This window comes from Nocardioides sp. (genome assembly GCF_036405735.1).
Taxonomy (GTDB): Bacteria; Actinomycetota; Actinomycetes; order Propionibacteriales; family Nocardioidaceae; genus Nocardioides.
This window is the reverse complement of the sequence record NZ_DASWXC010000018.1, coordinates 42043-63809: the sequence shown is the minus strand read 5'-3', so window position 1 is coordinate 63809 and position 21767 is coordinate 42043. Positions and strand designations below refer to the sequence as shown.

17 protein-coding genes are annotated in these 21767 nt (G+C 67.1%); 11 read left to right on the top strand and 6 right to left on the bottom strand.

The features are described from left to right. Positions 1-70: 70 nt before the first annotated feature. From VGE38_RS03485 to VGE38_RS03470, 4 genes are read left to right on the top strand one after another with little or no spacing between them, the layout of a single operon-like run. A complete protein-coding gene (locus tag VGE38_RS03485; protein ID WP_331141147.1) occupies positions 71-2818 on the top strand; it encodes a DUF8741 domain-containing protein in 2748 nt (915 codons plus the stop codon). Beyond that, positions 2815-6849: an Eco57I restriction-modification methylase domain-containing protein gene (locus VGE38_RS03480; RefSeq protein WP_331141146.1), complete on the top strand. Its 4035-nt coding sequence runs from the start codon at positions 2815-2817 to the stop codon at positions 6847-6849. Before VGE38_RS03485 ends, VGE38_RS03480 begins: the two co-directional genes overlap by 4 nt. Next, on the top strand, positions 6846-9548 hold the full coding sequence (locus VGE38_RS03475; RefSeq protein WP_331141145.1) for an AAA family ATPase: 2703 nt from the start codon (positions 6846-6848) through the stop codon (positions 9546-9548). Before VGE38_RS03480 ends, VGE38_RS03475 begins: the two co-directional genes overlap by 4 nt. Further along, the gene (locus tag VGE38_RS03470; protein ID WP_331141144.1) at positions 9532-10743 is read left to right on the top strand and encodes an McrC family protein; all 1212 of its coding nucleotides are present in this window, start codon (positions 9532-9534) and stop codon (positions 10741-10743) included. Before VGE38_RS03475 ends, VGE38_RS03470 begins: the two co-directional genes overlap by 17 nt. A 62-nt stretch (positions 10744-10805) precedes the next feature. On the opposite strand, the gene VGE38_RS03465 is transcribed toward VGE38_RS03470, so the two are convergent. The 3 genes from VGE38_RS03465 to VGE38_RS03455 all read right to left on the bottom strand — a co-directional run bounded on the left by VGE38_RS03465 (position 10806) and on the right by VGE38_RS03455 (position 12910). After that, entirely contained in the window at positions 10806-11132 is a 327-nt protein-coding gene (locus VGE38_RS03465; protein WP_331141143.1) for a hypothetical protein, read from the bottom strand. Positions 11133-11230: 98 nt separating this feature from the next. Next, complete coding sequence (locus tag VGE38_RS03460) at positions 11231-11686, bottom strand: hypothetical protein (RefSeq protein WP_331141142.1); 456 nt, start codon at positions 11684-11686, stop codon at positions 11231-11233. 402 nt (positions 11687-12088) lie between these two features. Continuing rightward, entirely contained in the window at positions 12089-12910 is an 822-nt protein-coding gene (locus tag VGE38_RS03455; RefSeq protein ID WP_331141141.1) for an abortive infection family protein, read from the bottom strand. Positions 12911-13158: 248 nt separating this feature from the next. Between VGE38_RS03455 and VGE38_RS03450 the strand changes: the two genes are divergently transcribed. The 4 genes from VGE38_RS03450 (at position 13159) to VGE38_RS03435 (ending at position 15049) form a co-directional block, all read left to right on the top strand. Further along, complete coding sequence (locus tag VGE38_RS03450; RefSeq protein WP_331141140.1) at positions 13159-13920, top strand: single-stranded DNA-binding protein; 762 nt, start codon at positions 13159-13161, stop codon at positions 13918-13920. Beyond that, entirely contained in the window at positions 13859-14383 is a 525-nt protein-coding gene (locus tag VGE38_RS03445) for a tyrosine-type recombinase/integrase (RefSeq protein ID WP_331141139.1), read from the top strand. Before VGE38_RS03450 ends, VGE38_RS03445 begins: the two co-directional genes overlap by 62 nt. Before the next feature lie 118 nt (positions 14384-14501). Next, the gene (locus VGE38_RS03440) at positions 14502-14750 is read left to right on the top strand and encodes a type II toxin-antitoxin system RelE/ParE family toxin (RefSeq protein WP_331141178.1); all 249 of its coding nucleotides are present in this window, start codon (positions 14502-14504) and stop codon (positions 14748-14750) included. Further along, positions 14747-15049 carry an addiction module antidote protein gene (locus tag VGE38_RS03435; RefSeq protein WP_331141138.1) on the top strand — a complete coding sequence of 101 codons (303 nt, stop codon included), beginning with the start codon at positions 14747-14749 and terminating at the stop codon, positions 15047-15049. The genes VGE38_RS03440 and VGE38_RS03435 overlap by 4 nt, the downstream gene beginning before the upstream one ends. 478 nt (positions 15050-15527) lie before the next feature. Here VGE38_RS03435 and VGE38_RS03430 read toward each other — a convergent pair whose 3' ends face one another. Next, positions 15528-15875 carry a hypothetical protein gene (locus VGE38_RS03430; protein WP_331141137.1) on the bottom strand — a complete coding sequence of 116 codons (348 nt, stop codon included), beginning with the start codon at positions 15873-15875 and terminating at the stop codon, positions 15528-15530. A gap of 318 nt (positions 15876-16193) precedes the next feature. Here VGE38_RS03430 and VGE38_RS03425 point away from each other — a divergent pair, with 318 nt between their 5' ends. Continuing rightward, entirely contained in the window at positions 16194-16514 is a 321-nt protein-coding gene (locus VGE38_RS03425) for a hypothetical protein (RefSeq protein WP_331141136.1), read from the top strand. 108 nt (positions 16515-16622) lie between these two features. Here VGE38_RS03425 and VGE38_RS03420 read toward each other — a convergent pair whose 3' ends face one another. After that, a complete protein-coding gene (locus VGE38_RS03420; protein ID WP_331141135.1) occupies positions 16623-17840 on the bottom strand; it encodes an agmatine deiminase family protein in 1218 nt (405 codons plus the stop codon). Between the two features lie 179 nt (positions 17841-18019). Beyond that, positions 18020-19063 (bottom strand): substrate-binding domain-containing protein, encoded by a 1044-nt coding sequence (locus VGE38_RS03415; RefSeq protein WP_331141134.1) that lies wholly within the window; start codon positions 19061-19063, stop codon positions 18020-18022. Positions 19064-19145: 82 nt separating this feature from the next. On the opposite strand from VGE38_RS03415, the gene VGE38_RS03410 reads away from it, so the two are divergent. Together VGE38_RS03410 and VGE38_RS03405 are read left to right on the top strand one after the other, a co-directional pair. Next, complete coding sequence (locus VGE38_RS03410; protein ID WP_331141133.1) at positions 19146-20510, top strand: APC family permease; 1365 nt, start codon at positions 19146-19148, stop codon at positions 20508-20510. Next, entirely contained in the window at positions 20507-21697 is a 1191-nt protein-coding gene (locus VGE38_RS03405; RefSeq protein WP_331141132.1) for a serine hydrolase domain-containing protein, read from the top strand. Before VGE38_RS03410 ends, VGE38_RS03405 begins: the two co-directional genes overlap by 4 nt. Positions 21698-21767: the final 70 nt, after the last annotated feature.

Genomic DNA, 21767 nt, shown 5'->3' with positions numbered 1-21767 from the left:
ATGGGTCGTCCTGCCCGGCACCACCCCGGACTTCCTCCTGCTGCAGCCGCTCGGCGGCGGAAGCGCCGATGTGGCTGGCGTCTTCCCCGACGAGGGCGTCGAGGCGGCCACCTTCCCCACGCCGACCGTCGAAGACCTCGGTGACAGCACCTCCACCGCTCTTCTTCGGACCGCGCTGCGGGTCGGGTTCACCGCCAGCGCCGGCCCATTCCGGTCCCTGGCGGGCATCTCGGTCAGCCCGCGCAGCTACCAGTACGTCCCGCTGCTGATGGCCCTGCGCCAGGACGTCGTCCGCCTCCTCATCGCGGACGACGTCGGCATCGGCAAGACTGTCGAGGCCGGCCTAATCGCCGCCGAACTGCTGGCGCAAGGCTCAGCACAACGTCTCGCTGTGCTGTGCTCCCCGGCTCTCGCCGAGCAGTGGCAGCGTGAACTCGCCGCCAAGTTCGGCATCGACGCCGTCCTGCTGCTGACGAGCACGGTCAAGGGCCTCGAGCGGGGTCTGATGATGAACGAGTCACTGTTCGACCGCTACCCGCACGTGATCGTCTCGACCGACTTCATCAAGTCCGACCGACGCCGCCATGAATTCCTGCTCCGCTGCCCCGAACTCGTGATCGTCGACGAGGCACACAACAGCGTCGCCAGCTCGGGCCTGGGGCAGAAGGGTCGCCACCAGCGCTACGAACTGCTGCGCGATCTCGCCGCCGACCAGAGCCGGCACCTCATTCTCGCGACCGCCACTCCGCACTCGGGTGACGAGGAAGCCTTCGCCAACCTCATCGGGCTGCTGCACCCCGACCTCGCCACAGCCGACCTGACCACTCCTCGTGGCCGCGAGCTGCTCGCCCGCCACTTCGTCCAGCGACGTCGCGGCGACATCCGCCGCTACCTCGACGAGAACACGCCGTTCCCGAGCGACCGTCTCACCCTCGACGTCGGGTACGGCCTCTCCACCGCCTACCGCGACCTATTCGATGACGTCCTCGCCTACGCCCGCGACCAGGTCAAGCAAGATGCCGGCAGCACGACTGGTCGCGTGAGGTGGTGGTCCGTGCTCGCTCTGCTGCGCGCCCTGGCATCCAGCCCTCGCGCCGCCGAAGCGACCCTGCGCACCCGTGCAGCGAACAGCAGCGCCACCACGATCGCCGAGGCCGACAGCCTGGGGCGCTCCGCAGTGCTCGATGAGAACGATGACGAGTCACTGGAGGGGGTGGACACGACCCCAGGCGCCATCGTCGACACCGACGACGACACCACGGCCGGGGTCGGCAGTGCTTCGGAACGTCGGCGGCTGCTCGACTTCGCCAATCGGGCCGCGCAACTCCATGGTCCAGAGCAGGACCGCAAGCTCGGCGTCCTGACACAGCAGGTGAAGACGCTCCTCGCCGAGGGCGACAACCCCATCGTCTTCTGCCGCTTCATTGACACCGCGCACTACGTCGCCGAGCACCTCGCAACGACGGTAGGCACCAAGAAGGCTCCGGTGACGGTCATCAGCGTCACCGGCGAGCTCCCGCCAGCGGAGCGGGAACGGCGTATCGCCGACCTGACCGCGATCGAGGGTCAGCACGTCCTCGTCGCAACGGACTGCCTGTCCGAGGGCGTCAATCTCCAGCAGGGATTCTCCGCGGTCATCCACTACGACCTGTGCTGGAACCCCACCCGTCACGAACAGCGCGAGGGCCGAGTCGACCGCTACCTGCAGCGCAAGGACATCGTCCGGGCCATCACCCTCTATGGCGAGGACAACGGCATCGACGGAATCGTCCTGGACGTCCTGATCCGCCGCCACCGCGCAATTGCGAAGGCCACCGGTGTCGCTGTCCCGGTCCCCGGCGACGGGCAAGGTCTAATCGACGCTCTCACCGAGGGCCTCCTGCTTCGGCAGGAGTCGTCGCGGGACCAGCTGATGCTCGACATCGAGCTCAACGCGAAGGCCACCGAACTCGAGCAGGCATGGACGTCGGCCGCGGAAAAGGAGAAGGCCTCCCGCGCCCGGTTCGCGCAAAACACCATCCAGCCCGAGGAAGTCGCGCAGCAGGTCGAGGACATCCGCGCGGCGCTCGGATCACACGGTGACCTGCAGGCGTTCCTGACTGACTCTCTCAGCTCGCTGGGGTCGACGATCACTACCACGACTGACGGGTTCACGGCTGTCACCGCGACCCTGCCTCTGGGAGCTCGCACGAGCCTTCCTGTCGGGCTTCGTGACCCGCTGCCTTTCCACACCGACCCGCCGGCAGAGCGCGGCGAAGCGGTCATCGCGCGTACCGACCCCGCCGTGCAGGCACTCGCCCGATACGTCCTCGAGAGCGCACTGGACACCACGGTCGCGCCCCACGAGCGACCGGCCCGTCGCGCAGGCGTGATGATGACCGACGCCGTCCGTACCCGCACGACCCTTCTACTTGTCCGGTTGCGTTTCCACCTGACACTGCCGACTCCGGCCGGAGCGGTTCAGAAGGTCGCAGAGGATGCCTGTGTTCTCGCGTTCGAGGGATCCCCGGACAATCCTGTCTGGCTGCTCGACGACAAGGCGGAGCGCCTCGTCGAGGCCCGGCCGCACGGCAACGTGCCGCCACCTGTGGCTCGGCAGTGGATGCGTGCCGTGCTCGACGGGCTCGACGCTCTCCAGCCAACCTTGAGCCAGGTCGCGCAGGATCGTGCGGAGCGGCTGCTCGACGCCCATCTGCGTGCACGTGCCGGCGCCAGTCGGGATGCCGAGCGTTCCCGCCGCGGTCTGACTGTGACCCCTCAGCAGCCCGTAGACGTTCTCAGTGTCCAGCTGCTCATGCCCACCGGAGGCGCGCAGTGAGCACCAAGACCACCAGCAACACCGGAGCCAACGCGGCGCGTCTCTCTGCCGTCCGCGTCGTTGGTGGGCTCCTGCCGAACGACGTCGTGACCGCAGTACTGGCCGGAACGATCGATGGGCTCAGGGGCAGTGACTACCACCTTGGCTCCGAGACACCCCGCGAAGGGGCCGCACGCGCTTGGACTCACCTCCTCGCGACATACCGTCGGTTTCGTGAAGACCTCGATGCGCTTCCCGTCGGCGATGCAGCGGTAGCGGTCACCCGGGAGCGATGGCTGGGTCAGGTCTTCGCGGACCTCGGCTACGGGCGTGTCCCCGCGACGCCAGCGGGAGGCCTGACGGCGGGCGAAGGCGCCACCACGAAGCACTACCTCGTCAGCCATCTCTGGGGCAGCACCCCCATCCACCAGCTCGGCTGGGGAGTTGACCTCGACCGTCGCAACCCAGGCGTCGCAGGCGCCGCCCGTGCCCCGCACGCCATGGTTCAAGAGCTGTTGAACCGCACGGACGAGTACCTGTGGGCAATCCTCAGCAATGGCCGCACCCTGCGCCTGCTGCGCGACTCCACGACGTTGACCGGCTTCGCCTACGTCGAGTTCGATCTCGAGGCGATGTTCGACGGAGAGCTGTTCGCCGAGTTCGCGCTGATGTACCTGCTGGTCCACGAGTCTCGTGTCGAGATCGCTGACGGCGCTTCGCCGGCCAGTTGCTGGCTGGAGCGGTGGCGCACCACGGCCATCGGGCGGGGTGTCCGCGCGCTGACGCTACTGCGTGAGGGAGTCGAGACCGCCCTGGAGACACTCGGGACCGGGTTCCTACAGCACCCCGCGAACACCGAGCTGCGGCAGTCGCTCGCCGACGGGATCGTGAGGCTTTCCGACGTCCACGCGGCACTTCTTCGCATGGTGTACCGACTGCTGTTCTGGGCCGTGGCAGAGGACCGCGACGCGCTCCTAGCACCCAGTGCGACAACTGACCAGCGTGACCGCTACCAGACGTACTTCTCTTCAGCCCGGCTGCGCGACCTGGCGTTGAAGCGGCACGGCAGCGGCCACGATGACCTATGGCAAGCAGCACGGCTGGTCCTCGACGCTCTTGGCCGGTCGGGCGGAGAGCCCCGCCTCGGGCTGCCCGCCCTGGGCGGCCTATTCACGATCACAGCCCAGGACGTCCTCACCGAGTGCCGACTGCCCAATACCGCGCTTCTTTCTGCTGTCCGCTCGTTGTCGGTCGTGCAGCCCAAGGGCGAGCCGCGACGTGTCGTCGACTTCGCCCATCTCGGCGCCGAGGAACTCGGCTCGGTCTACGAGTCCCTCCTGGAGCTTGTGCCCCGCTACGACCCGGTCAGCCATTCATTCTCCCTCAAGACGTTGGCGGGGAACGACCGCAAGACCACCGGTAGTTACTACACGCCCTCTGAGCTTGTCGAGCTCGTCCTCGACACGGCGCTCGAACCGGTCCTGGACGACGTTGAGAAACGGACGAAAACTTCCGAGGAACGCGCAGAGGCGCTCCTGGCGCTGAAGGTGTGCGATCCCGCCGTCGGGTCAGCCCATTTCCTCGTTGCCGCAGCGCGGCGAATCGCACTACGCCTCGCGGTGGCCCGCACTGACGAGCTTGACCCGACCCCAACCGACTACTCCAACGCCCTGCACGACGTGGTTGGCAGCTGCCTCTACGGCGTCGACCTCAACCCCATGGCCGCCGATCTGGCCAAGGTCAGCCTCTGGCTCACCGCCATGACCCCAGGCAAGCCCCTGTCGTTCCTTGACCACCACATCAAGGTCGGAAATGGCCTCCTCGGCGCCACGCCCGCCCTGCTGCGACATGGCGTTCCCGACGCCGCCTTCACCGCCCTCACCGGTGACGACAAGGCCGAGGTCGCTCGTTGGAAGAAGGCGAACAAGGCCGAACGCGCTAATCGCGGCGGAGATGACCTCTTCAGCGACAGCACCACCGACCTCGATCCGGTCCACGCTCGCACCATCACAACGGAGGTGGACCAGGCGCTCCGGACCGCAGCGTCCCTGGACGAGGTCACCTTCGCCGCCCAGCGCTACGCCACCCTCAGCAACGACCCAGAGACCCAACGACGCCGCCACGCCGCCGACGCCTGGTGCGCGGCCTTCCTCGGCGAGAAGACGTGCAAGTCGATCCCATTCACAACCGCCGTCGTCGACAGCGTGGCTGCAGGCTCCGCCGATGGGACCGTGCTCGACGCCGTACGTGCTATTGCTGCTCGATTCCGCCTTTTCCACTGGCACCTCGAGTTTCCTGAGGTCTTCCGCATCCCCGACAACGGACCAGCCGGCGGCACCTACGGCTGGAGCGGCGGCTTCGACGCAATGCTCGGCAACCCACCATGGGAGCGCGTGAAGTTGCAGGAGCAGGAGTTCTTCGCAACGCGCGCCGAAGATGTCTCAGCAGCCAAAAACGCGACCGCCCGAAAGAAGGCCATCGCCGCACTCGAGAACAGCGAACGTCACGCGCTCTTCGTCGAGTTCAACGAAGCCAAACGTCGCTCGGAAGCGGAGAGCCACTTCCTCAGGGAGTCCGGCGCTTACCCGCTCTGCGGTCGAGGAGACGTCAATCGCTACAGCGTATTCGTGGAGCGGGCAAGGGGAGCGATCTCAACCAGGGGACGTGCGGGGATGATCGTCCCCTCGGGCCTGCTGACGACCGATACGTTGGCCGAGTTCTCGCGAACCGTCCTCACTGGCGGCCAACTCCGCAGCTTTTTCGACTTCGCAAATCACAAGAGGGGGCTCTTCTCGGGCCTAAAGGGGCAGTCGTGGTTCTGCCTGGCCACGCTGTCATCGCAGGCTTCGGCGGAACCGGTCCGTCTAGCATTCGACCTCGCGGGGGCAGACGAGCTCCATGGCAAGGTTCTCACGGCGTCCAGTGAGGCCATCGGCAGGATGAATCCAAATAGCGGCACTCTGACAACCCTGCGGGATCAGCGATCTGTATCGATCTTGGAACACGCATATGAAGCGACCCCGATCCTCGTCCTCGAGGGCAGGGAGAACCCGTGGGGGCTCCAGTTCTTCACCATGTTCCACATGGCCAATGACAGCGGCGTGTTCGTAGACGCCGAAGACCTTGAACGAGGCCCCGACGATCGGGATGACCTGCTCCCTTTGCTGGAGGGCAAGATGCTCTGGCTCTACAACAACCGCCACGGCACGTATGCGGGCCTCGACCTCGTAGACGGGAAGGGCGTCAGAGCACTCCCCCGGCCAACTCCACAGGAACTAGCTGATCCCAATTATCGAACCCGGCCGCGTTACGCCGTTCCGCGCAGCGCGGTCGACGGCGTGCTGGATGCCCACGGCTGGAAGGAGCCGTGGCTCATGGGGTTCCGCGATGTCACAAACACCACCAACCAGCGAACTTTCATCCTGTGCGCCTCACCAGTCGCGGGGGTGGGACACAAGTTCCCGCTCATCAAATTCCTTGACCCGTCCGTCGCTCCGCGATTCCAAGCCTTGGCGAGCTCGCTGATGTTTGACTGGCTGGTCCGCCAGAAGCTCACCGGAACGAGCATGTCGTACATGGTGGTCAGACAAGTCCCGATGCCGTCGCCGCGCCAACTGGATTCCCACTCCGAGTGGCTGGGTGAGCCCGTTTCGTCGTTCGTTGAAAGGCGAGTCATGGAACTGGCGGTGACGTCGAGTGAGATGCTGCCTTACGTGGCGTCGTTCCCGTCCTGCGCTTCTCTGACCACACCATTCGTGTGGGATGAGCGGCGACGTGGCATGGTTATTGCGGAGCTCGAAGCGTTCGCGTTTCACGCTTATGGCGCGAGTCGCGAGGACGTCGAGTTCATCATGGAATCCTTCTCGGGATTCCGGGCGTCAGGGGGTGACGAAGCGAGCGCGGCACGGCAGAGGGTCCTTCGGGCATTTGATCGCATGGCAGTCTCAATGACCGCAGCCGGGCCGTATTTGACTGAACTGAACCCCCCTCCAGGCAGTGGTCCTCGGCATCCACAGAGCGCACCCGAAGCCGGCACTGAGAGGTCCCGATGACCGAGAACGCCATGGAGACACTCGAGCCCGCCCAGGACCCCGAGTGGACGACTCGGTATCGGCAGCGGCTGCGCGCCGCGATGGAGGAGCTCGCCAATCAATCTGAGCCGATCTCGCTTCAGAAACTGCAGGAGTTGGCAGCTCTGCGGGTCCCGTTGAACGACTATGACGCTAGCGTCACCAAGAGCGGGGCAGTTCGCGCCTGGAACAACCTCGGTTGGATTCTTACGACCGGCTTCGAGCACGCAGGCTGGCTGCACGCGACGGCCGACGGTGGCTTCCGGATCGCTCAGCAGGGTGTGGAGGCGCTTGCTGCACACTCCGATCCCCAGGACCTCTACGAGGCCTGCAACATTGCGTACCGCGACTGGGATCAACTGCGTAAGGCGGTGCTGACGCCGCCCATCGCAGACCCGGAATCCCAGGTGGTGCACGACACGAGTGGGTTCGCCCACGCGCAGCGGGCGACCGCACCCGTGATCGCAGCTTGGCGGTCGGGCGGTTCGGCCTTCTCACCCGGCGTCGATGCCTGGGGTTCCAACTCGGCGACCGCTCTGAGGGACTTCCTCTCTGACAACCCGGACCCCGATGGCCCGTTGGCGGGCCTCGCATCGGACGAGGCGCGACTGCTGGCCGCGGAACTGTGGGTGCTACTGGTTAGTCCGCTGAGCGACATGGTCGGATCCACCAAGCGAAGCCGGGTGCGCAACCCCCTGATCCCGATGGCGCAGACCCCGCCGGGGCTGCCGTGGGACATCTCGGCGCATCTCGAGCAGGGCTTCATCCACGCCGGACAGGCCATGATCGCAACGCCGTGGGTCATGCTGTCCTCGGCCGTCAACCTGCTCGTGCACTGGCATGAACAGCCAGTCGAGGTCCGCGAAGCAGTCTGGGACGACCCGTGGGCGTTCTGCGACCTGACCGGCGAGGCTGCAGGTGTCGACGCGCGAGTCGCGGCGCTGCTGTGTGTTGTCGTTCATCCGGGATCCTTCACGACCGTTCTTCGGCCGACGGACCGTGAGGCCATCGTCCAAGCGCTCCGCACTGATGAGGATTCGCTCACGGGTGACGTCGAGAGGGACCTCAAGGCGATCACGTTGCGTCTCCAGAGCGAGGCCGGCGGAGCGGCGGTGCGCTACGACCAAGCACCGCTCTTGCAGGCCTGGAGCGATGCGGAAGGCGGCCGTGCCTGGTTGGTCCGGGGTGAGGTCGACCAGCAGAACCGGGTGCCGACGTGGGTCCGGCAAGGCATCGTGTCGATCACAGTCGGCAAGCTCACCCAGCTACCGAAGGAACCGACCCAGAAATCGCTGAGTGATCTCGTGGACGAGCACTACAGCGACCTCCAGGTGGTGAAGCGGGAAGCGAAGAAGCGCGACGTCCTGTCCTTCGCACTCGGCATGTCCGATGGCGACCTCGTCGCGACCGTCGACGGAGGTGCGCTGCGTATGGGGGTGGTGCAGGACGAGCCCGCGCGTCTGCAGTCCATCGGTGGGATGACGCTCCTCACGCGGGCGGTCGCGTGGTACCCCGACCTTGCGCCTGAGGTGAAGTCGCTTCCGGGCAGCATCCGAACGAGGGTGCGGTTCAAGGGCGAGGACGTCCTCGATCTCACCGACCTGGCTGGTGCGCTGGCGGCCCTGCGTCCCAAGGACGAGGAGGCCGAACGTCCTGAGGACCTCGAGGACCTAGCCGAGCTCGATTCCGCATCGCTCGACGAAACCACGTCGCCGGAGGAGCCTACGGCGGTCGTCGAGACCGCGGTACTGGCCTGCGACGACGAAGCCCTGGCGGCCCGGCTGCACCACGCGGACTCCACCTGGATCTCCGAGCTGCTGGTCAGCCTCAACGAGCGGAGGCAGGTGGTTCTTGAAGGGCCGCCAGGAACCGGGAAGACCTTCCTCGTCCAGGCATTGCTGGAGGCATGCGGACTCACTGAGGCACAGTCGGCACTGGTGCAGTTCCACCCGACGTACTCGTATGAGGACTTCGTGGAGGGCTTCCGGCCGGTGGCAACCTCCGATGCCGGCGGAGCCTCGCTCACGGTCACGCCGGGCCCCCTGAAGCGAATCGCTGAGGAGGCGCGCAACGCGCCTAGCAAGCCGTTCGTGCTGGTGATCGACGAGATCAACCGTGCCAACATCGCCAAGGTTTTCGGTGAGTTGTACTTCCTGCTGGAGTACCGCGGTGCCGAGGTCGAGCTCTTGTACAGCGCGGGCGAGCGGTTCGCGTTGCCGCCGAACCTGTTCATCATCGGGACGATGAACACCGCGGATCGTTCGATCGCTTTGCTCGACGCCGCGATGAGACGGCGCTTCGTCTTCTTGTCCATGGACTCAGAGGAGCCCGCCCTTGCCGGCATGCTGCATCGCTGGTGCGAGGCCACCGGCCGGCCGACCGCGCTGGCGGACCTGCGTGACCGCCTCAACGCCGAGATGACCAAGCGCGGCCTCGACCCCGCGCTCGCGTTCGGGCCGTCGTACTTCATGCGAGAAGGCGTCGAGAATCCGACATCGCTCGACCGGCTGTGGCGACGCGAACTGCGGCCGATGCTCGTCGAGCACCATTACGGCAAGCACAGTCAGGTTGATGCCTGGTACCCCTTCCCGGCGTGGCTTTACGAGCTGGGCCTGGAGCACCCGGCCACGGCAGATGCAGGCGACACCTCGGTGGATGAGGCCGGTGCCGGAGAGGAGTGACCTCGAGCGTCTGTCAGAGGGACAGACGCTGTATCCGGTTGACCTCACGACGGCCGAGGCGGCTGCGCTGAACACTTCGCAGCTGGTGAAGGTGCTCCCTGATGAGTTTGGTTGGCGGGTCACCGCCGAGTACTCGGTCGGGTCGGTCGCGCGAGGGAGCCTCGTGGTTCGGGTTGCACCGAAGATCGGCGCGGTACAGGTGCTGCGGCTTCTCGCGATGGCCGACGGTGCGGCCGATCTTGCGGTCGACGATGAGCAGGTACAAGTCGCTGACGACGCAGACCTGTCCGGCGTCTTGGCCCGCCTGTTCGTGCTGGAGGCCGAGAACGCTCTCGCAGCGGGGCCTCTCCGCGGTTACCAAACCGAGGAGCAGACACTGCCCGTGTTGCGCGGACGACTGCGAATGCGGGACCAATACCTCCGGCGCTTCGGGCAGTTGAGTCCGCTCGAGGTCACCGTCGACGAATGGACCCTCGATACGGTCGAGAACCGTCTGATCCGCTCGGCCGCGTTGGCGCTGCTTGCGCTGCCAGGCCTCACAGTGAACGTCGAGGCGGACCTTCGCCGGGTAGACCGCATGCTGGCCGACGCCGTGCCCCTGGTCCCTGGGGCAGCACTGCCTGCTTGGCAGCGGAGCAGACTGAATGCTCGTCTTCACACCTTGCTGGGTCTGGCCGAGCTGACCCTGCGGCACGTCAGCGTCGAGAGCGCGGCGGGCGAAACTGTGGTCCACGGATTCCGGGTGAACATGGCGCATCTGTTCGAGCGCCTCGTTGCACGTTTGCTCGTCGATGCCGATTCGGCTTGGTCGGCACAGGTCACCCTCCCGCTCGACGAGCGAGAGACGTTGGTGATTCGCCCCGACCTGGTGCGAGACGACGGCAGCGGATGGAGCGCTGTTGCCGACACGAAGTACAAGGTGCTCGACGAGGCTGGAAAGGTGTCGAACGCCGACATCTACCAGCTCGTCACGTATTGCGCCCGTCTCGGTCTCACGAGCGGACACCTGATCTACGCTGATGGCGGGACCCCACCACTGCCCTACGAGGTGCAGGGAACCGACGCCACCATCGCCGTCCACCGGATCGATCTCACGGTCGGCCCCAACGAACTCCGGCGACAGGTCGCCATTCTTTCAGATCGGCTCGGGCCTGCCGCGGCGGTGCCGCCCTTTGCAGTCGCTGCGCGTGGGTAGCGCAGGCGAACCACTCAGCAGAGAGGCCCCATGAATGAATGAGCTAGCTGCCGGAGCCCGGGCTAGGGGGCGAAGATCCGCTGCGCGTAGTGGCCGATCCCGCGCATCACGACGCCGACCGCCAAGCAGCTGACCTTGATCGCGTCCCAGGCCAGGATGAGCACGACGAGATTCAGCCAGCCGGGCGCACCACGGGTAGCACCTGCGGCCGCCGCATGCATTGCCAACACGAGAACACCGGCAACTGCGACCAGCCCAGTGACGGTCCGCCACGATGCTGGCCGGGCGCGCGCCCATCGGGCCAGGACATTCGACGGCGCGTAGACCTGAAGGTAGCGGTGCGTCGCCGCGATGGCGACGACGACTGGCACGGCGAGCAGAATGAACATGACCGCCTCCGGTGGGGTGGGACTCTCTCGATACGCCGGGTCACCGACCGCTGCGTCCGCAAGGGGCGAACCTGTGGATGAGACCTACTCCTGGCGACCTAGAGCGGCAAGATGGCGAGCCAGTCCACCGCCGAGGATTCCGAGGTTTCCGCCGCGCTGACCGCCCGTACGGCGGCGAGTGCGCGCTGACGGTCCGCGCGTTGGGTGTCGTTCTTGGCACTGCCTCCGACCGGAAGGTCGGAGGTGACCTTGTATCGCTCGCGATATGCCGCCACCGTCGTGGCCGCGTCGAATAGGGCATCGTCCACACCGCGGCCGGCGTCACGCGGGCCAATTCGTCGTGTCCAAGGCTGACGGGCCGCGACGGCCGCTTCGGCAAGCGCACGAGCGCGCGCCTCGATCAGTTCCTTGCGTTGGTCGATCGCTAGTCGATCCTCTGCCGACATCGGCCCGAGCGGCTCGGGGATCATGCCGGCGGCTCGACCCTCTTGGGGTTTGCAATCAGCGAGGCTGTCGACGGTGCGCCGCTCATTGCCGACATCGATCTCGGTCACGGCTGGCTATACGGCGATCTCGTTCACGCCGACTCCGACCTGCCCGAGGCGGTACTGAGTGCAACCCTGAATCAGCGGTACTTCGCAGCGGTACTCGTCTACGGGCAGGCAGCGCTCGCCGCGATAGCGACCTTGAACGTCGTTCGCATGCTTGTGAACAAGGGCCTGGTTGTCCTCGACCCGGCGCGGAGGCAGCCCCAGTGGTCGTGACATTCCCGATGACCTTCCCCGTCGAGGCCGCCCGTCTGAGTCCGGGAAGCGAGCTGACCGGATACGGAGCGGCTTCGCCACGTACGTCTACGGCTAGCGAGTGAAGAGCTGCACGGTTGTCCTTCGACATGTGGTCGGCGAACTGCCTCAGTTGACTGCTGAGCGCCGCCGCCCCTCCGGTTAGAGTGCGTCTCAGCGCCGACCCATCTGACGGTCGAGGGTCGTGAGCATGAACTCGGCGACGCTACACGCCTCGCGAACGACGAGCAGCGCCATTTCCGGCGTAACCCCGGTCGGCAGGGTGCGGCCATGTCCTGCACCTTGAAGGTTACGCAGCGAGTTCGCCTGCTCCGCGATTCTCCAAGACGACTGGAGGATCGTTCGAATCTCGGCCGATCCCGGCAGGCTTGCGTCCACCAGTTGCGGTAGTACTCCGAGCCGGTCGCGGGCGATGTGCCAGATCGCGTCGAAGCTGTCCTTCTTTCCGGCAGGCATGCCGACCTCCTCCAGAACGAACTTCGCGGTCGACTCGAGCAGGTCCTTGGCGGACCCGAGAAGCGCGCCTGGGTCGTCAGTGCTTCGCCGAAGGCGGCCGATGTGCTCGTCGATCGCCTCGCGTCCGCCGGTCGTCAGGTCAATGGTGCCGAGCGGAGTGAGAACACCCTCGACGGTGAGGTCCCAGCCGGTTCTGTTGAGCGCCTGGCGCAAGGACTTGAAATGGTGCGCTTCGTACCCCGGACGTTCGGGGTCGAAGTGTCCTGCAACCCGCAGCGGCGTCAGCAGCGCCTCAACGAGGCGCTTCGCCGTCTGCGGTCGCCGGACGGCTGCAGAGACCACGGTGTAGACGCGCTGTTCCTTGTTGGGGACCCCGTCGGCGGGCCGATACGGGTCGTCGCCGCTGTAGCCACCGGCCGCGAATGCCGTGGTGAGCTTTGAGTGCGAAGGACCAAGACCGCCGTGGAAGTATGCGGCGAACGCAGCGGCAACCTCGTCGCTGACTGGCGGAGTGCTCACAACCGTCGATGATGGCATGTAAGACCCGGCCCGGCGCCGGGTTTATCCCCGGCTGCGAGTCGGCTGGAAGACCTCCGTACTGGCGCTTCATGACTTGGTAGCAGACCGCGCCGACTGCGGACCGGCGCATCCAACCTTGGCCGACTGACCGGTTGGCAGAGGTGGCAACCCGCGCACACCTAACTCCTGCACGCAGCGTCCGCCTCGCACCGCGAGATCAGGAGGTCAAGATATCCATCCCCACTCAGATGAGCCTGGTCGGCTTCATCGCCTCAGCACCTGAGCTTCACTTCACCAAGGCCGGCGCCGAGTGCTGCCGGATGCGTGTCGGCGTCGAGCAGTGGCGCAAGGAGGTCGACGGGAGCTTCACGAAGCTCGCCCCCACCTTCCACGACATGGTGGCGTTCGAAAGCACGGCTCGCGAGACGTACGCCCGCTTCCGCAAGGGCGACTCCTTCGTGGCCAGTGGCTACGTCCACGAATACGAGATCGACGGCCGCGAGGGCACCGTCATCAAGGAGGAGCTGCGATTTCGGCTGCATGCGTTCCCGGTCCTCGGCAAGCTGAACCTCAACGACATCCAACTTTCGACCATCCAGAGCTGGCTCCGTACCCTCTCGGATCTCGCACCGTCCTACCGTCAGATCATCTTCGCCAACGTATCCACGGTGTTCAGAGCCGCAGGCGATGACTCACTCATCCTCGCCAATCCATCCCGGGCGCGGTCCGTTCGACGACAGAAGCGTGGCCATCACAAGGTGGTGCCCTGGCCGCGCGAACGCGTCCTTGCCGTTCGCGACGAGCTGCCGGCGAGATTCCAGCTCATGGTCTGGCTGGGTGCTGGCCTCGGGCTCAGGCAGGGCGAGATCTTTGGGCTGTCCCCCGACGATATCGACCTCGCGGCGAGGTACGCGTTCGGCGCCAGGTCAAGCTCCTCGGCAACAACAGATGTTCGGTCTGCCCAAGGGTCGCAAAGTCCGCGAGGTCCCACTGCCCGACGCGGTTCTTGAGGCGATCAATGCGCACATGACGGCCTATCCGCCGATCGATGTGACGCTGCCGTGGGAGAAGAGCGATGGCAAGCCCACCACCGTCACGCTGATCCTCTACAGCCGCGAGAAGAAGGCCTTGGCCCGCAACTACATCAACGCCTTCATCTGGAAGCCGGCGCTCAAGCGCGCTGGTGTCCCTGCGACGCGCGAGAACGGCAGTCACGCGCTCCGTCACTTCGACGCGAGTACGGCACTCCACGAGGGTGAGTCCATCAAGGCTCTTAGCGAGTACCTCGGCCACGCAGACCCTGGCTTCACCCTGCGCACCTACACCCACCTGGTTGAAGGCAGCGCCGAACGCACCAAGCGCGCAGTCGACGCCGTGTTCGGACACCAGACTCCGCCTACCGATGTCGAAAGCCCGGATCTGACCGACGACGACGCGCCGGATCGCGACGAGGACGATGACGATGACGCCTGAGAATGAGCCGTCGAGACTTCACCAAGGTGTCAGTTATAGTCGACACGTATCGAGGTCGTCCAGACAGGCGAGTTCGAGACATGGTTGAAGAAGCAAGGACGCACAAGGCAAGGCGCGCATCCTCCGCCGGCTCGATCGCCTCGCCCAGGGGAACCCCGGCGACGTACGACCGATCGGCAAGGGGCTATCGGAGCTGCGCGTCGATGTAGGCCCGGGCTACCGGGTCTACTACCTGCGAGACGGAGAGAGCCTGATCCTGCTGCTCTGCGGTGGCGACAAGTCCACCCAGCAGAAGGACATCAGCAACGCCCATGAACTCGCCGAGCAACGGCGGGCAGACAAGAACGACGAGGAGGGCAGGCCATGACTGCAAGCGAGAAGTACAAGCGTTTCGACGCCGCCGATTACCTCGAGACCCTCGACGACGTCGCCGCATTTCTCGAGGCTGCCTTGGAGGACTCGGTCGACGACCCCAGCGCGGTCCCCCACGCGCTCGGAATCATCGCCCGCTCGCAGAACATGAGCGAACTCGCCCGCCGCGTCGGCATGAGCCGGGACGGCCTGTACAAGGCGCTCTCCGCGGACGGCAACCCAACATGGTCGACCATCCTCAAGGTCACCAACGCCCTCGGTCTCCGGTTCGAGTTGCACCCCGCCGCGTCATGACGAACAGTGCGAACTGGGACTCCGGGACCGGCCGACTGGTGCGGCTCGAGCGTCCATCGTCGCCGCGAAACTTGGCCGCATGCGGCCCCAGCGCGGCCCACGGAGCCTGAAACAAGGCGTTTGGGCAGGTCAGCGGCTGGGCCGCGTCACTATTACGACATCTAGGCCGGGCAGTTTCCGACCTGCGCAAACAGGTCGGGATAGCCCTGTGCATCGCGGAAACGTCCCTCAATGGTTGGTGACCGTTGGGGGACGTTTCCGTTGTCTTGCTCCACCGCTTGACGGGCCACCTTCAATCGGAAGGGTTCACGATGGGCGGAGCGAATCGCGCGGTGACCTGGATTCATCTCCTGGATCCGGCATCGGCTCCTGGGACATCCCTGTGAAACCCTCCTGCTCCTGACCGGCGAGTCTCGGCGAGCAGGTCCGCCAGATCGATGGCCTGCGCTGTCCAGTGAGGACCGGGGCCCGGGTGGCCTCAGAACCGCGTGTCGCTGTGCAGGGTGACCTCCGGCAGCGGGTCGGCGACCATGTCGACGCCGTGCACGTCCTTGATGAACTCCCGGAACCCGGCCGTTGTCGGGTCCTCGGCGCTCGCCAGATTGCCGAACACGGCGTTCAGGTCGTCAGCCTCGACCACGACGATGGCCACCAACCCGCCGTCCGGACCGCGCTGGCTCCACACGATCTCCCGCGTCATGCCGACCGCGCGCCTGGATGCTGCGTACTCCTCGCGGAACTCCGAGGACTGCAGACGGCCCGTGTAGTCGAGCCACGCCTGCTCCTTGCCCCGCATGACCGGTATCGCCATCGCCACCATCGCCATGTCCTCGCTCCTTCGCTCGTTCTTCGACGTGCCGTCACGCCCGACGCAGGTCGTGACGGGAGCTCCGCCTACCGGAGGCCGCCGACGTCACTGTCCGTCGATCGCCCCGGGCCCGTCATCCCCAAAGCGGTGCACATGTCCGACTCGATGGGAGATCGGCTGGAACCCGCCAGTATCGGCCGACCGCCTCACCGCAAGCGGTCATCAAAATGGGTGGCCGGAGCGTCGCACCTCCACGCCGTCGTACCGGGCTGAGCACAGTGGCTCGGGCAGGGTGGCCACCCCCGGCCACCGCCACCCACAGGAACGAGGAATGCCATGAGGCGTCTTGCCAGCTCAGCCGCCCTACTCGTGGGCACGGCCGCTGCCCTGGTGGGCATCGCGGGCCCCAGCTCGGCCGCGACCGCCCACTGCGCGGACTACACCAGCTCCGACAAGGTGGAGCTCGACTACGAGACCACGACCGTCGAACTGCCGGCCGGCAGCACGGTCTGCTACAAGGCCGGCACCCAGGTCGACACCGTGACCGTCGGCTCGGACGGCGTCCTGACGTCGACGCTGTTGAACAAGGCCGGGAAGCCGATGGCGATCAGCTACTACATCGTCACCCACTACTGCCCGCCGCCGACGGGCTCCTGAGCCCCGCACCTCAGGGCGCATCGAGCCACGACGGCCCCGCCGCTGGGCACCTTCACAGGATGCTCTTCCAGCCGCGGGGCCGTTCGTGCTGGCTTGCGCCAGCAACTACTACGCGTAGATCGCCTGGGTGATGCAGTGGGCGCCGCCGCCCGCCCAGGAGTGGTTCGGCATCGGGTTGCCCACGACGTTCTTCTCGGGGAAGAGGCTTCGCAAGAGCGCCAGTGCCTGGGCGTCCGGTTCGGCCCCGAGGGTCGGCACCATCATCCCGTTGTTGTTGGTGCAGGTGACGTTGACGTAGCTGTGGTGACCGGTGCGCGTCGCGGTCGGCGGGAGGATGTTGAACTCGTAGAGCCGGAACGGCCGACCCTTGGCGTCGGTCGAGGTCTGCAGGATCCGCTTATTCTCCTGCAGCGCGGCGTACGTCGCGCTGCCCGGCTCGCCGCCGGTCAGGTGGAGCACCTTCGCCCCCTGCGTGGCGGTCGGCGCCCCGACGAACTGGGCGATCATGTCGACGTGACCGTCGGTGATGGCGTCGGCGGGGTCGCCCACGAGCCAGATCACCTTCGAGCAGCCGAACTCGTGCTTGAGGAGGTCCTCGGTCTGCTGCTTGGTGTAGCCGGGGTTGCGGTTGGAGTTGAGCATGACCGACTCGGTCGTGAAGCACGTGCCCTGACCGTCGAAGACGACGGCGCCGCCCTCGAGCACGAAGTAGTTCAGGTCGCGGCGCGCCAGGCCGAGATACTGGCTCAGCGGGGCGTTGGCAGCGTCGTCGAGCTGCGAGTGCGCCTCGCAGGAGCCGAACTTCATGCCGTAGCAGTTGTAGTACCAGTCGGTCAGCGTCTGCTTGCCCCCGATGAAGACGCTGGGACCGACGTAGTCACGGGTCCAGTCGTTGTCGTAGGCCATCGTGACCAGGTTGACCTTCGTGCGCGCTCCGAGCGCGGCGCGCGCCGCCGCCTCCTGGCCAGGAGCGACCATCGCGGTGACCGGCTCGAACTGGCTGATGTTGTTGGCCAGGCCGGCCCACTCGCGCTGGGCACCGGGCAGGATGTTCGCCGTCCAGTTCTGCTCCTTGTACGGCCACGCCATGATCATGCGGGCATGGGTCTCGAAGTCGGCCGGCGTGCGGACCGCGCCGTGTCCCGCGACAGCCGCGGAGTTCTTCCAGAACGGCCCGGCCAGGCCGGTCCCGGCAACGGTCGCGGCCCCGGCGAGCAGGCCAGCGCGGCGGATGAGGCCGCGTCGGCTGATCTCCATGGATCCGACGCTGGTGGTGACGGCGCCCTCGCTGCGCTCGCCGTCGCCTTGATCGTCATTGCGAGTCATGCTGTGGTCCCTTCGGTGTTGGCGTGCCGTCTGGTCGTGCGTTCCGAGCGCTCGCTGCGTCGTGACGCTAGACCGAGCTCAACCGCCGGGACAACAGTTGTTGGCCAAGAGACCAATAATTCGCGATTCGCGCGACCAATAACGACGACGAACGCCGTGCCGTCGCGTGCGGCGTCCCCTCAGTCGTCGCGGCGCGCCGCGCCGGGGTGCACCGACGCCGGGACGAGTCGTGCCGGATGCACCCGGACCGCCGCTCGGTCGGCAGCACCGCTGAGGATGTCGAGGAGGAGGTCGAAGGCGTCGACGCCGAAGGCGCGTGCCCCGAGGTCGACCCGCGAGATCGCGGCGTCGGCTCCGTCGGTCAGCGGGTCGCCGGCCAGCGAGCCGAGCTGGAACGATCCCCCGACGTCGACGCCGTGCGCCGTCAGCATCGGCTTGGCCCGGGCGGCCCACCCTTCCGCGGCGAGGACGAGGGCGTCGACGCCAGGGATCCGGACGACCTCGTCGATCGCGGCCGCGAGCTCGGTGTCGGTGGCAGCGACCGAGATCGACCGCATCAGCACCTCCTGGTCCGCCTGCCCACACCAGGCGACGTAGGCCTCGGACACGTCCACGGCCCACGCGACGGCGAAGTCGTGCAAGGGAGTCACGAAGGCGATCCGCCTGGCGCCCCGAGAGCGCATCAGCTCGAACATCTGGTGCGCCATCTCGCGGTCGGGGGTCTCGATGACGGCGTGCTCACCCTCGTGGCCCAGGATCCGGCCGGCGGCCACGACCGGCACTCCCGCGGCCACCAGCTGCCGGGGCAGCTCGTCGGCGGCCGACATGTCGATCACGACGGCGCCGTCCACGCCGAAGTCGCGCCGCCGGGCGGGTCGCTGGGCGAAGAGCGTCAGGTCGAAGCCGGCGCTGGCAGCGCGCTCGGCGCCGCCGAGGGCGAACTCCATGTAGAACGGCGCCGTCCGGACCGTGGGCGGCACGTAGAGCCCGAGGGCGCCCGTGGAGCGGGTACGCAGGCTCCTCGCGGCCCGGTTGGACACGTAGCCCCACTTCTCGGCCAGCTCCCGGACGCGGTCGCGCGTCTCCGTCGAGACCCGCCCGGAGCCGGCGAGCGCGTCGGCCACCGTGGTCTTCGACAGCCGCAGCTCGCGGGCCAGGTCGAGGATCGTCACCGCGCCGCCGTCGAGATCTTTCCCGGAGGAGCCATTGACCTTCGTCGCCATGGCGTGAAGACTACCGCGGACGCCGGAACGTTCCGGCATTCCTTCTGGCCGACGCCGGAACGTTCCGGCAAAGGAGGCGATCATGAAGCAGGACCGCTTGCCCCGCCAACTGGGACTCGGCTCAGTCGTGGCGTTCGGACTGGCCTACATGGCACCCAGTCTCGTGATGATCTTGTTCGGCATCGTCGCCGTCGAGAGCGCCGGAGCGGCGCCGACGACGTTCGCCCTGGCGACCGGCGCCCTGCTGTTCACCGCGTTCAGCTACGCCCGGATGGCGGCCATCTACCCGGTCTCCGGGTCGGCGTACACCTACGCTCGCCGCAATCTCGGAGCACCGCTCGGCTTCCTCGTCGGGTGGAGCATCCTCCTCGACTACCTCTTCTTGCCGATGGTCGCCTGGCTGACGCAGTCGATCCTGCTCAACGCCCAGTTCCCCGAGATCCCCATCTGGGCCTGGATGCTGATCAACGCCGGCGTCACCACGGCGATCAACGTCGCCGGCGTGGTGCTCGCCGACCGGGTCAACCGGGCGCTGCTCTACTCCTCGATCGGCCTGGTCGTGCTCTTCGTCGTCGTCTGCCTCTTCTACCTGGTCGACCACCAGCCGACGTCGTACACCGACCCGCTGTGGAACTCCGCCACCACGCTGACCGCCGTGACCGGGGCAGCGGCGATCGCCGCCTACTCGTTCCTCGGCTACGACGCCGTCACCACCCTTGCCGACGAGAGCACCGACCCGGGCCGCACCATCCCCCGCGCCGTCATCCTCGTCGTGGCGATCGGCGGCGTCATCTTCGTCGGCGTGTCGTACGTGATGGCGCTCGTGCACCCCGGCAGCGACTTCGAGGCACCCGAGGCGATCTCCTACTTCATGTCCCTCCAGGTCGGCGGCCAGACGTTCGCCGACTGGACCAATCTCGCCGGCATCATCGCCGGGACCGGATCCTGCCTGGCCGTGCAGCTGAGTTCGAGCCGGCTCCTCTACGTGATGGGCCGTGACGGTGTCCTGCCGCGCCGGTTCTTCGGGCGGCTCAACGACCGGACGCGTACGCCGGTCTACAGCCTGCTCGCGACCGGCGCGATGTGCTTCGTCGGCATGCGCCTCTCCCTGCAGACGGCCACCGGGTTCATCAACTTCGGCGCCTTCCTGGCCTTCACGGCGGTCAACCTCTGCGTCGTCGCCTACTACCTCCGCCACCGCCACGAGCGTCAGCTCAACGTCGTCATCTTCGTGCTGCTCCCCCTCGTGGGCGCGGCGATCACCCTCTACCTGCTGAGCCAGCTGCACTCGACCGCTCTGCTGATCGGCAGCGCATGGCTGTGCCTCGGCGTCGGCTACCTGGTCTGGCTCACCCGCGCCTTCCGGCGCCCCACCCCGGAGCTGAGCCTCGACGCCGACCCGGACGACGCCGCACCGACCTCGACCCCTTCAGGAGCACCCGCATGAGCAACCCGCCGCCGCTGTCGCTGTCGAACTGGCAGCTCGGCCCGCACAACCGCCACACCTTCGGGCGGGTCCGCGAGATCGTCCCGACCGCGCGCGTCGCGGCCGGCCAGACACCGCTGGAGCTCGAGACCGACACCGACACCGACACCGACACGTTGGACCTCGGCACTCCGGTCGAGCTCGGCGGCACGCCCGTCGGGACCATCGGGAGCCTGCTCTCGGAGACCTACACCGACGGCTTCATCGTGGTGCGCGAGGGACGGATCGTCGCCGAGCACTACCCCGGCGACCTGGACGCCGAGCGCAACCACGCGTTGTTCTCGGTGAGCAAGACGCTGGTCGGCACGGTCTGCGCCATCCTCGCCGAGCAGGGTGTCCTCGACGTCGACGAGCTCGTCACGACGTACGTGCCGGCGCTCGCGGCGTCCGGCTATCGCGGCGCGACGGTGCGTCACCTGCTCGACATGCGCTCGGGAATCAAGTTCTCCGAGGAGTACGACGACCTCTCGGCCGAGGTGCGCCGCATCGACCAGGCCGTCGGCTGGCTGCCCCGGGACGATGCCGACGCGCCGACGCGCCTGTACGACTACCTGCCTCGCCTCGTCGCCGAACGACCGCACGGCGGGCACTTCGACTACCGCTCGTGCGAGACCGACGTGCTCGGCTGGGTCTGCGAGGCGGCGTCGGGCCTCCAGATGCCGGAGCTGCTCTCGCGGCTGCTGTGGTCCCGCATCGCCGAGCACGACATGGACGCCGGCGTGGACATCGACCGCACGGTGTTCTTCGACGGCGGGCTGACGGCGACGCTGAGGGACCTCGCCCGGTTCGGGGAGCTCGTACGCCGTCGTGGCCACGACGGCCGGGCCCAGGTCGTCCCCGCGTCGTGGATCGACGATGCGCTCGCAGGCGCCCACGACTCGCGTCAGGCGTTCGCGTCCGGCCCGCTCGGGGACGTGCACCCGGGCTGGATGTACCGCAACCAGTTCTGGGTGCCGTACGGCGACCGCCGCGTGCTGCTCTGCCTCGGCATCCACGGCCAGATGGTCCACGTCGACCTCGACGCGCAGGTCGTCGTGGCCAAGCTGTCGTCGTGGCCCACGCCCCTCGACGCCGGGCTGGACGCGAAGACCGACGCGCTCACGCAGGCGGCGGTGCGCGCTGTGTCCGCCGTGGCCGGCGTGCGCTGACCCGCCGCTCCCACCAACGGATCGCCAACACGCCGCACGCCCCGGGAGCAGTCGCTCCCGGGGCGTGCGG

Bases quoted from the DNA above. Each gene is read 5' to 3' on its own strand.
- VGE38_RS03475 (WP_331141145.1), top strand. From the start codon at position 6,846: ATGACCGAGAACGCCATGGAGACACTCGAGCCCGCCCAGGACCCCGAG.
- VGE38_RS03465 (WP_331141143.1), bottom strand. From the start codon at position 11,132: ATGTTCATTCTGCTCGCCGTGCCAGTCGTCGTCGCCATCGCGGCGACG.
- VGE38_RS03450 (WP_331141140.1), top strand. From the start codon at position 13,159: ATGAGCCTGGTCGGCTTCATCGCCTCAGCACCTGAGCTTCACTTCACC.
- VGE38_RS03445 (WP_331141139.1), top strand. From the start codon at position 13,859: ATGTTCGGTCTGCCCAAGGGTCGCAAAGTCCGCGAGGTCCCACTGCCC.
- VGE38_RS03435 (WP_331141138.1), top strand. From the start codon at position 14,747: ATGACTGCAAGCGAGAAGTACAAGCGTTTCGACGCCGCCGATTACCTC.
- VGE38_RS03430 (WP_331141137.1), bottom strand. From the start codon at position 15,875: ATGGCGATGGTGGCGATGGCGATACCGGTCATGCGGGGCAAGGAGCAG.
- VGE38_RS03425 (WP_331141136.1), top strand. From the start codon at position 16,194: ATGAGGCGTCTTGCCAGCTCAGCCGCCCTACTCGTGGGCACGGCCGCT.
- VGE38_RS03420 (WP_331141135.1), bottom strand. From the start codon at position 17,840: ATGACTCGCAATGACGATCAAGGCGACGGCGAGCGCAGCGAGGGCGCC.
- VGE38_RS03415 (WP_331141134.1), bottom strand. From the start codon at position 19,063: ATGGCGACGAAGGTCAATGGCTCCTCCGGGAAAGATCTCGACGGCGGC.
- VGE38_RS03410 (WP_331141133.1), top strand. From the start codon at position 19,146: ATGAAGCAGGACCGCTTGCCCCGCCAACTGGGACTCGGCTCAGTCGTG.
- VGE38_RS03405 (WP_331141132.1), top strand. From the start codon at position 20,507: ATGAGCAACCCGCCGCCGCTGTCGCTGTCGAACTGGCAGCTCGGCCCG.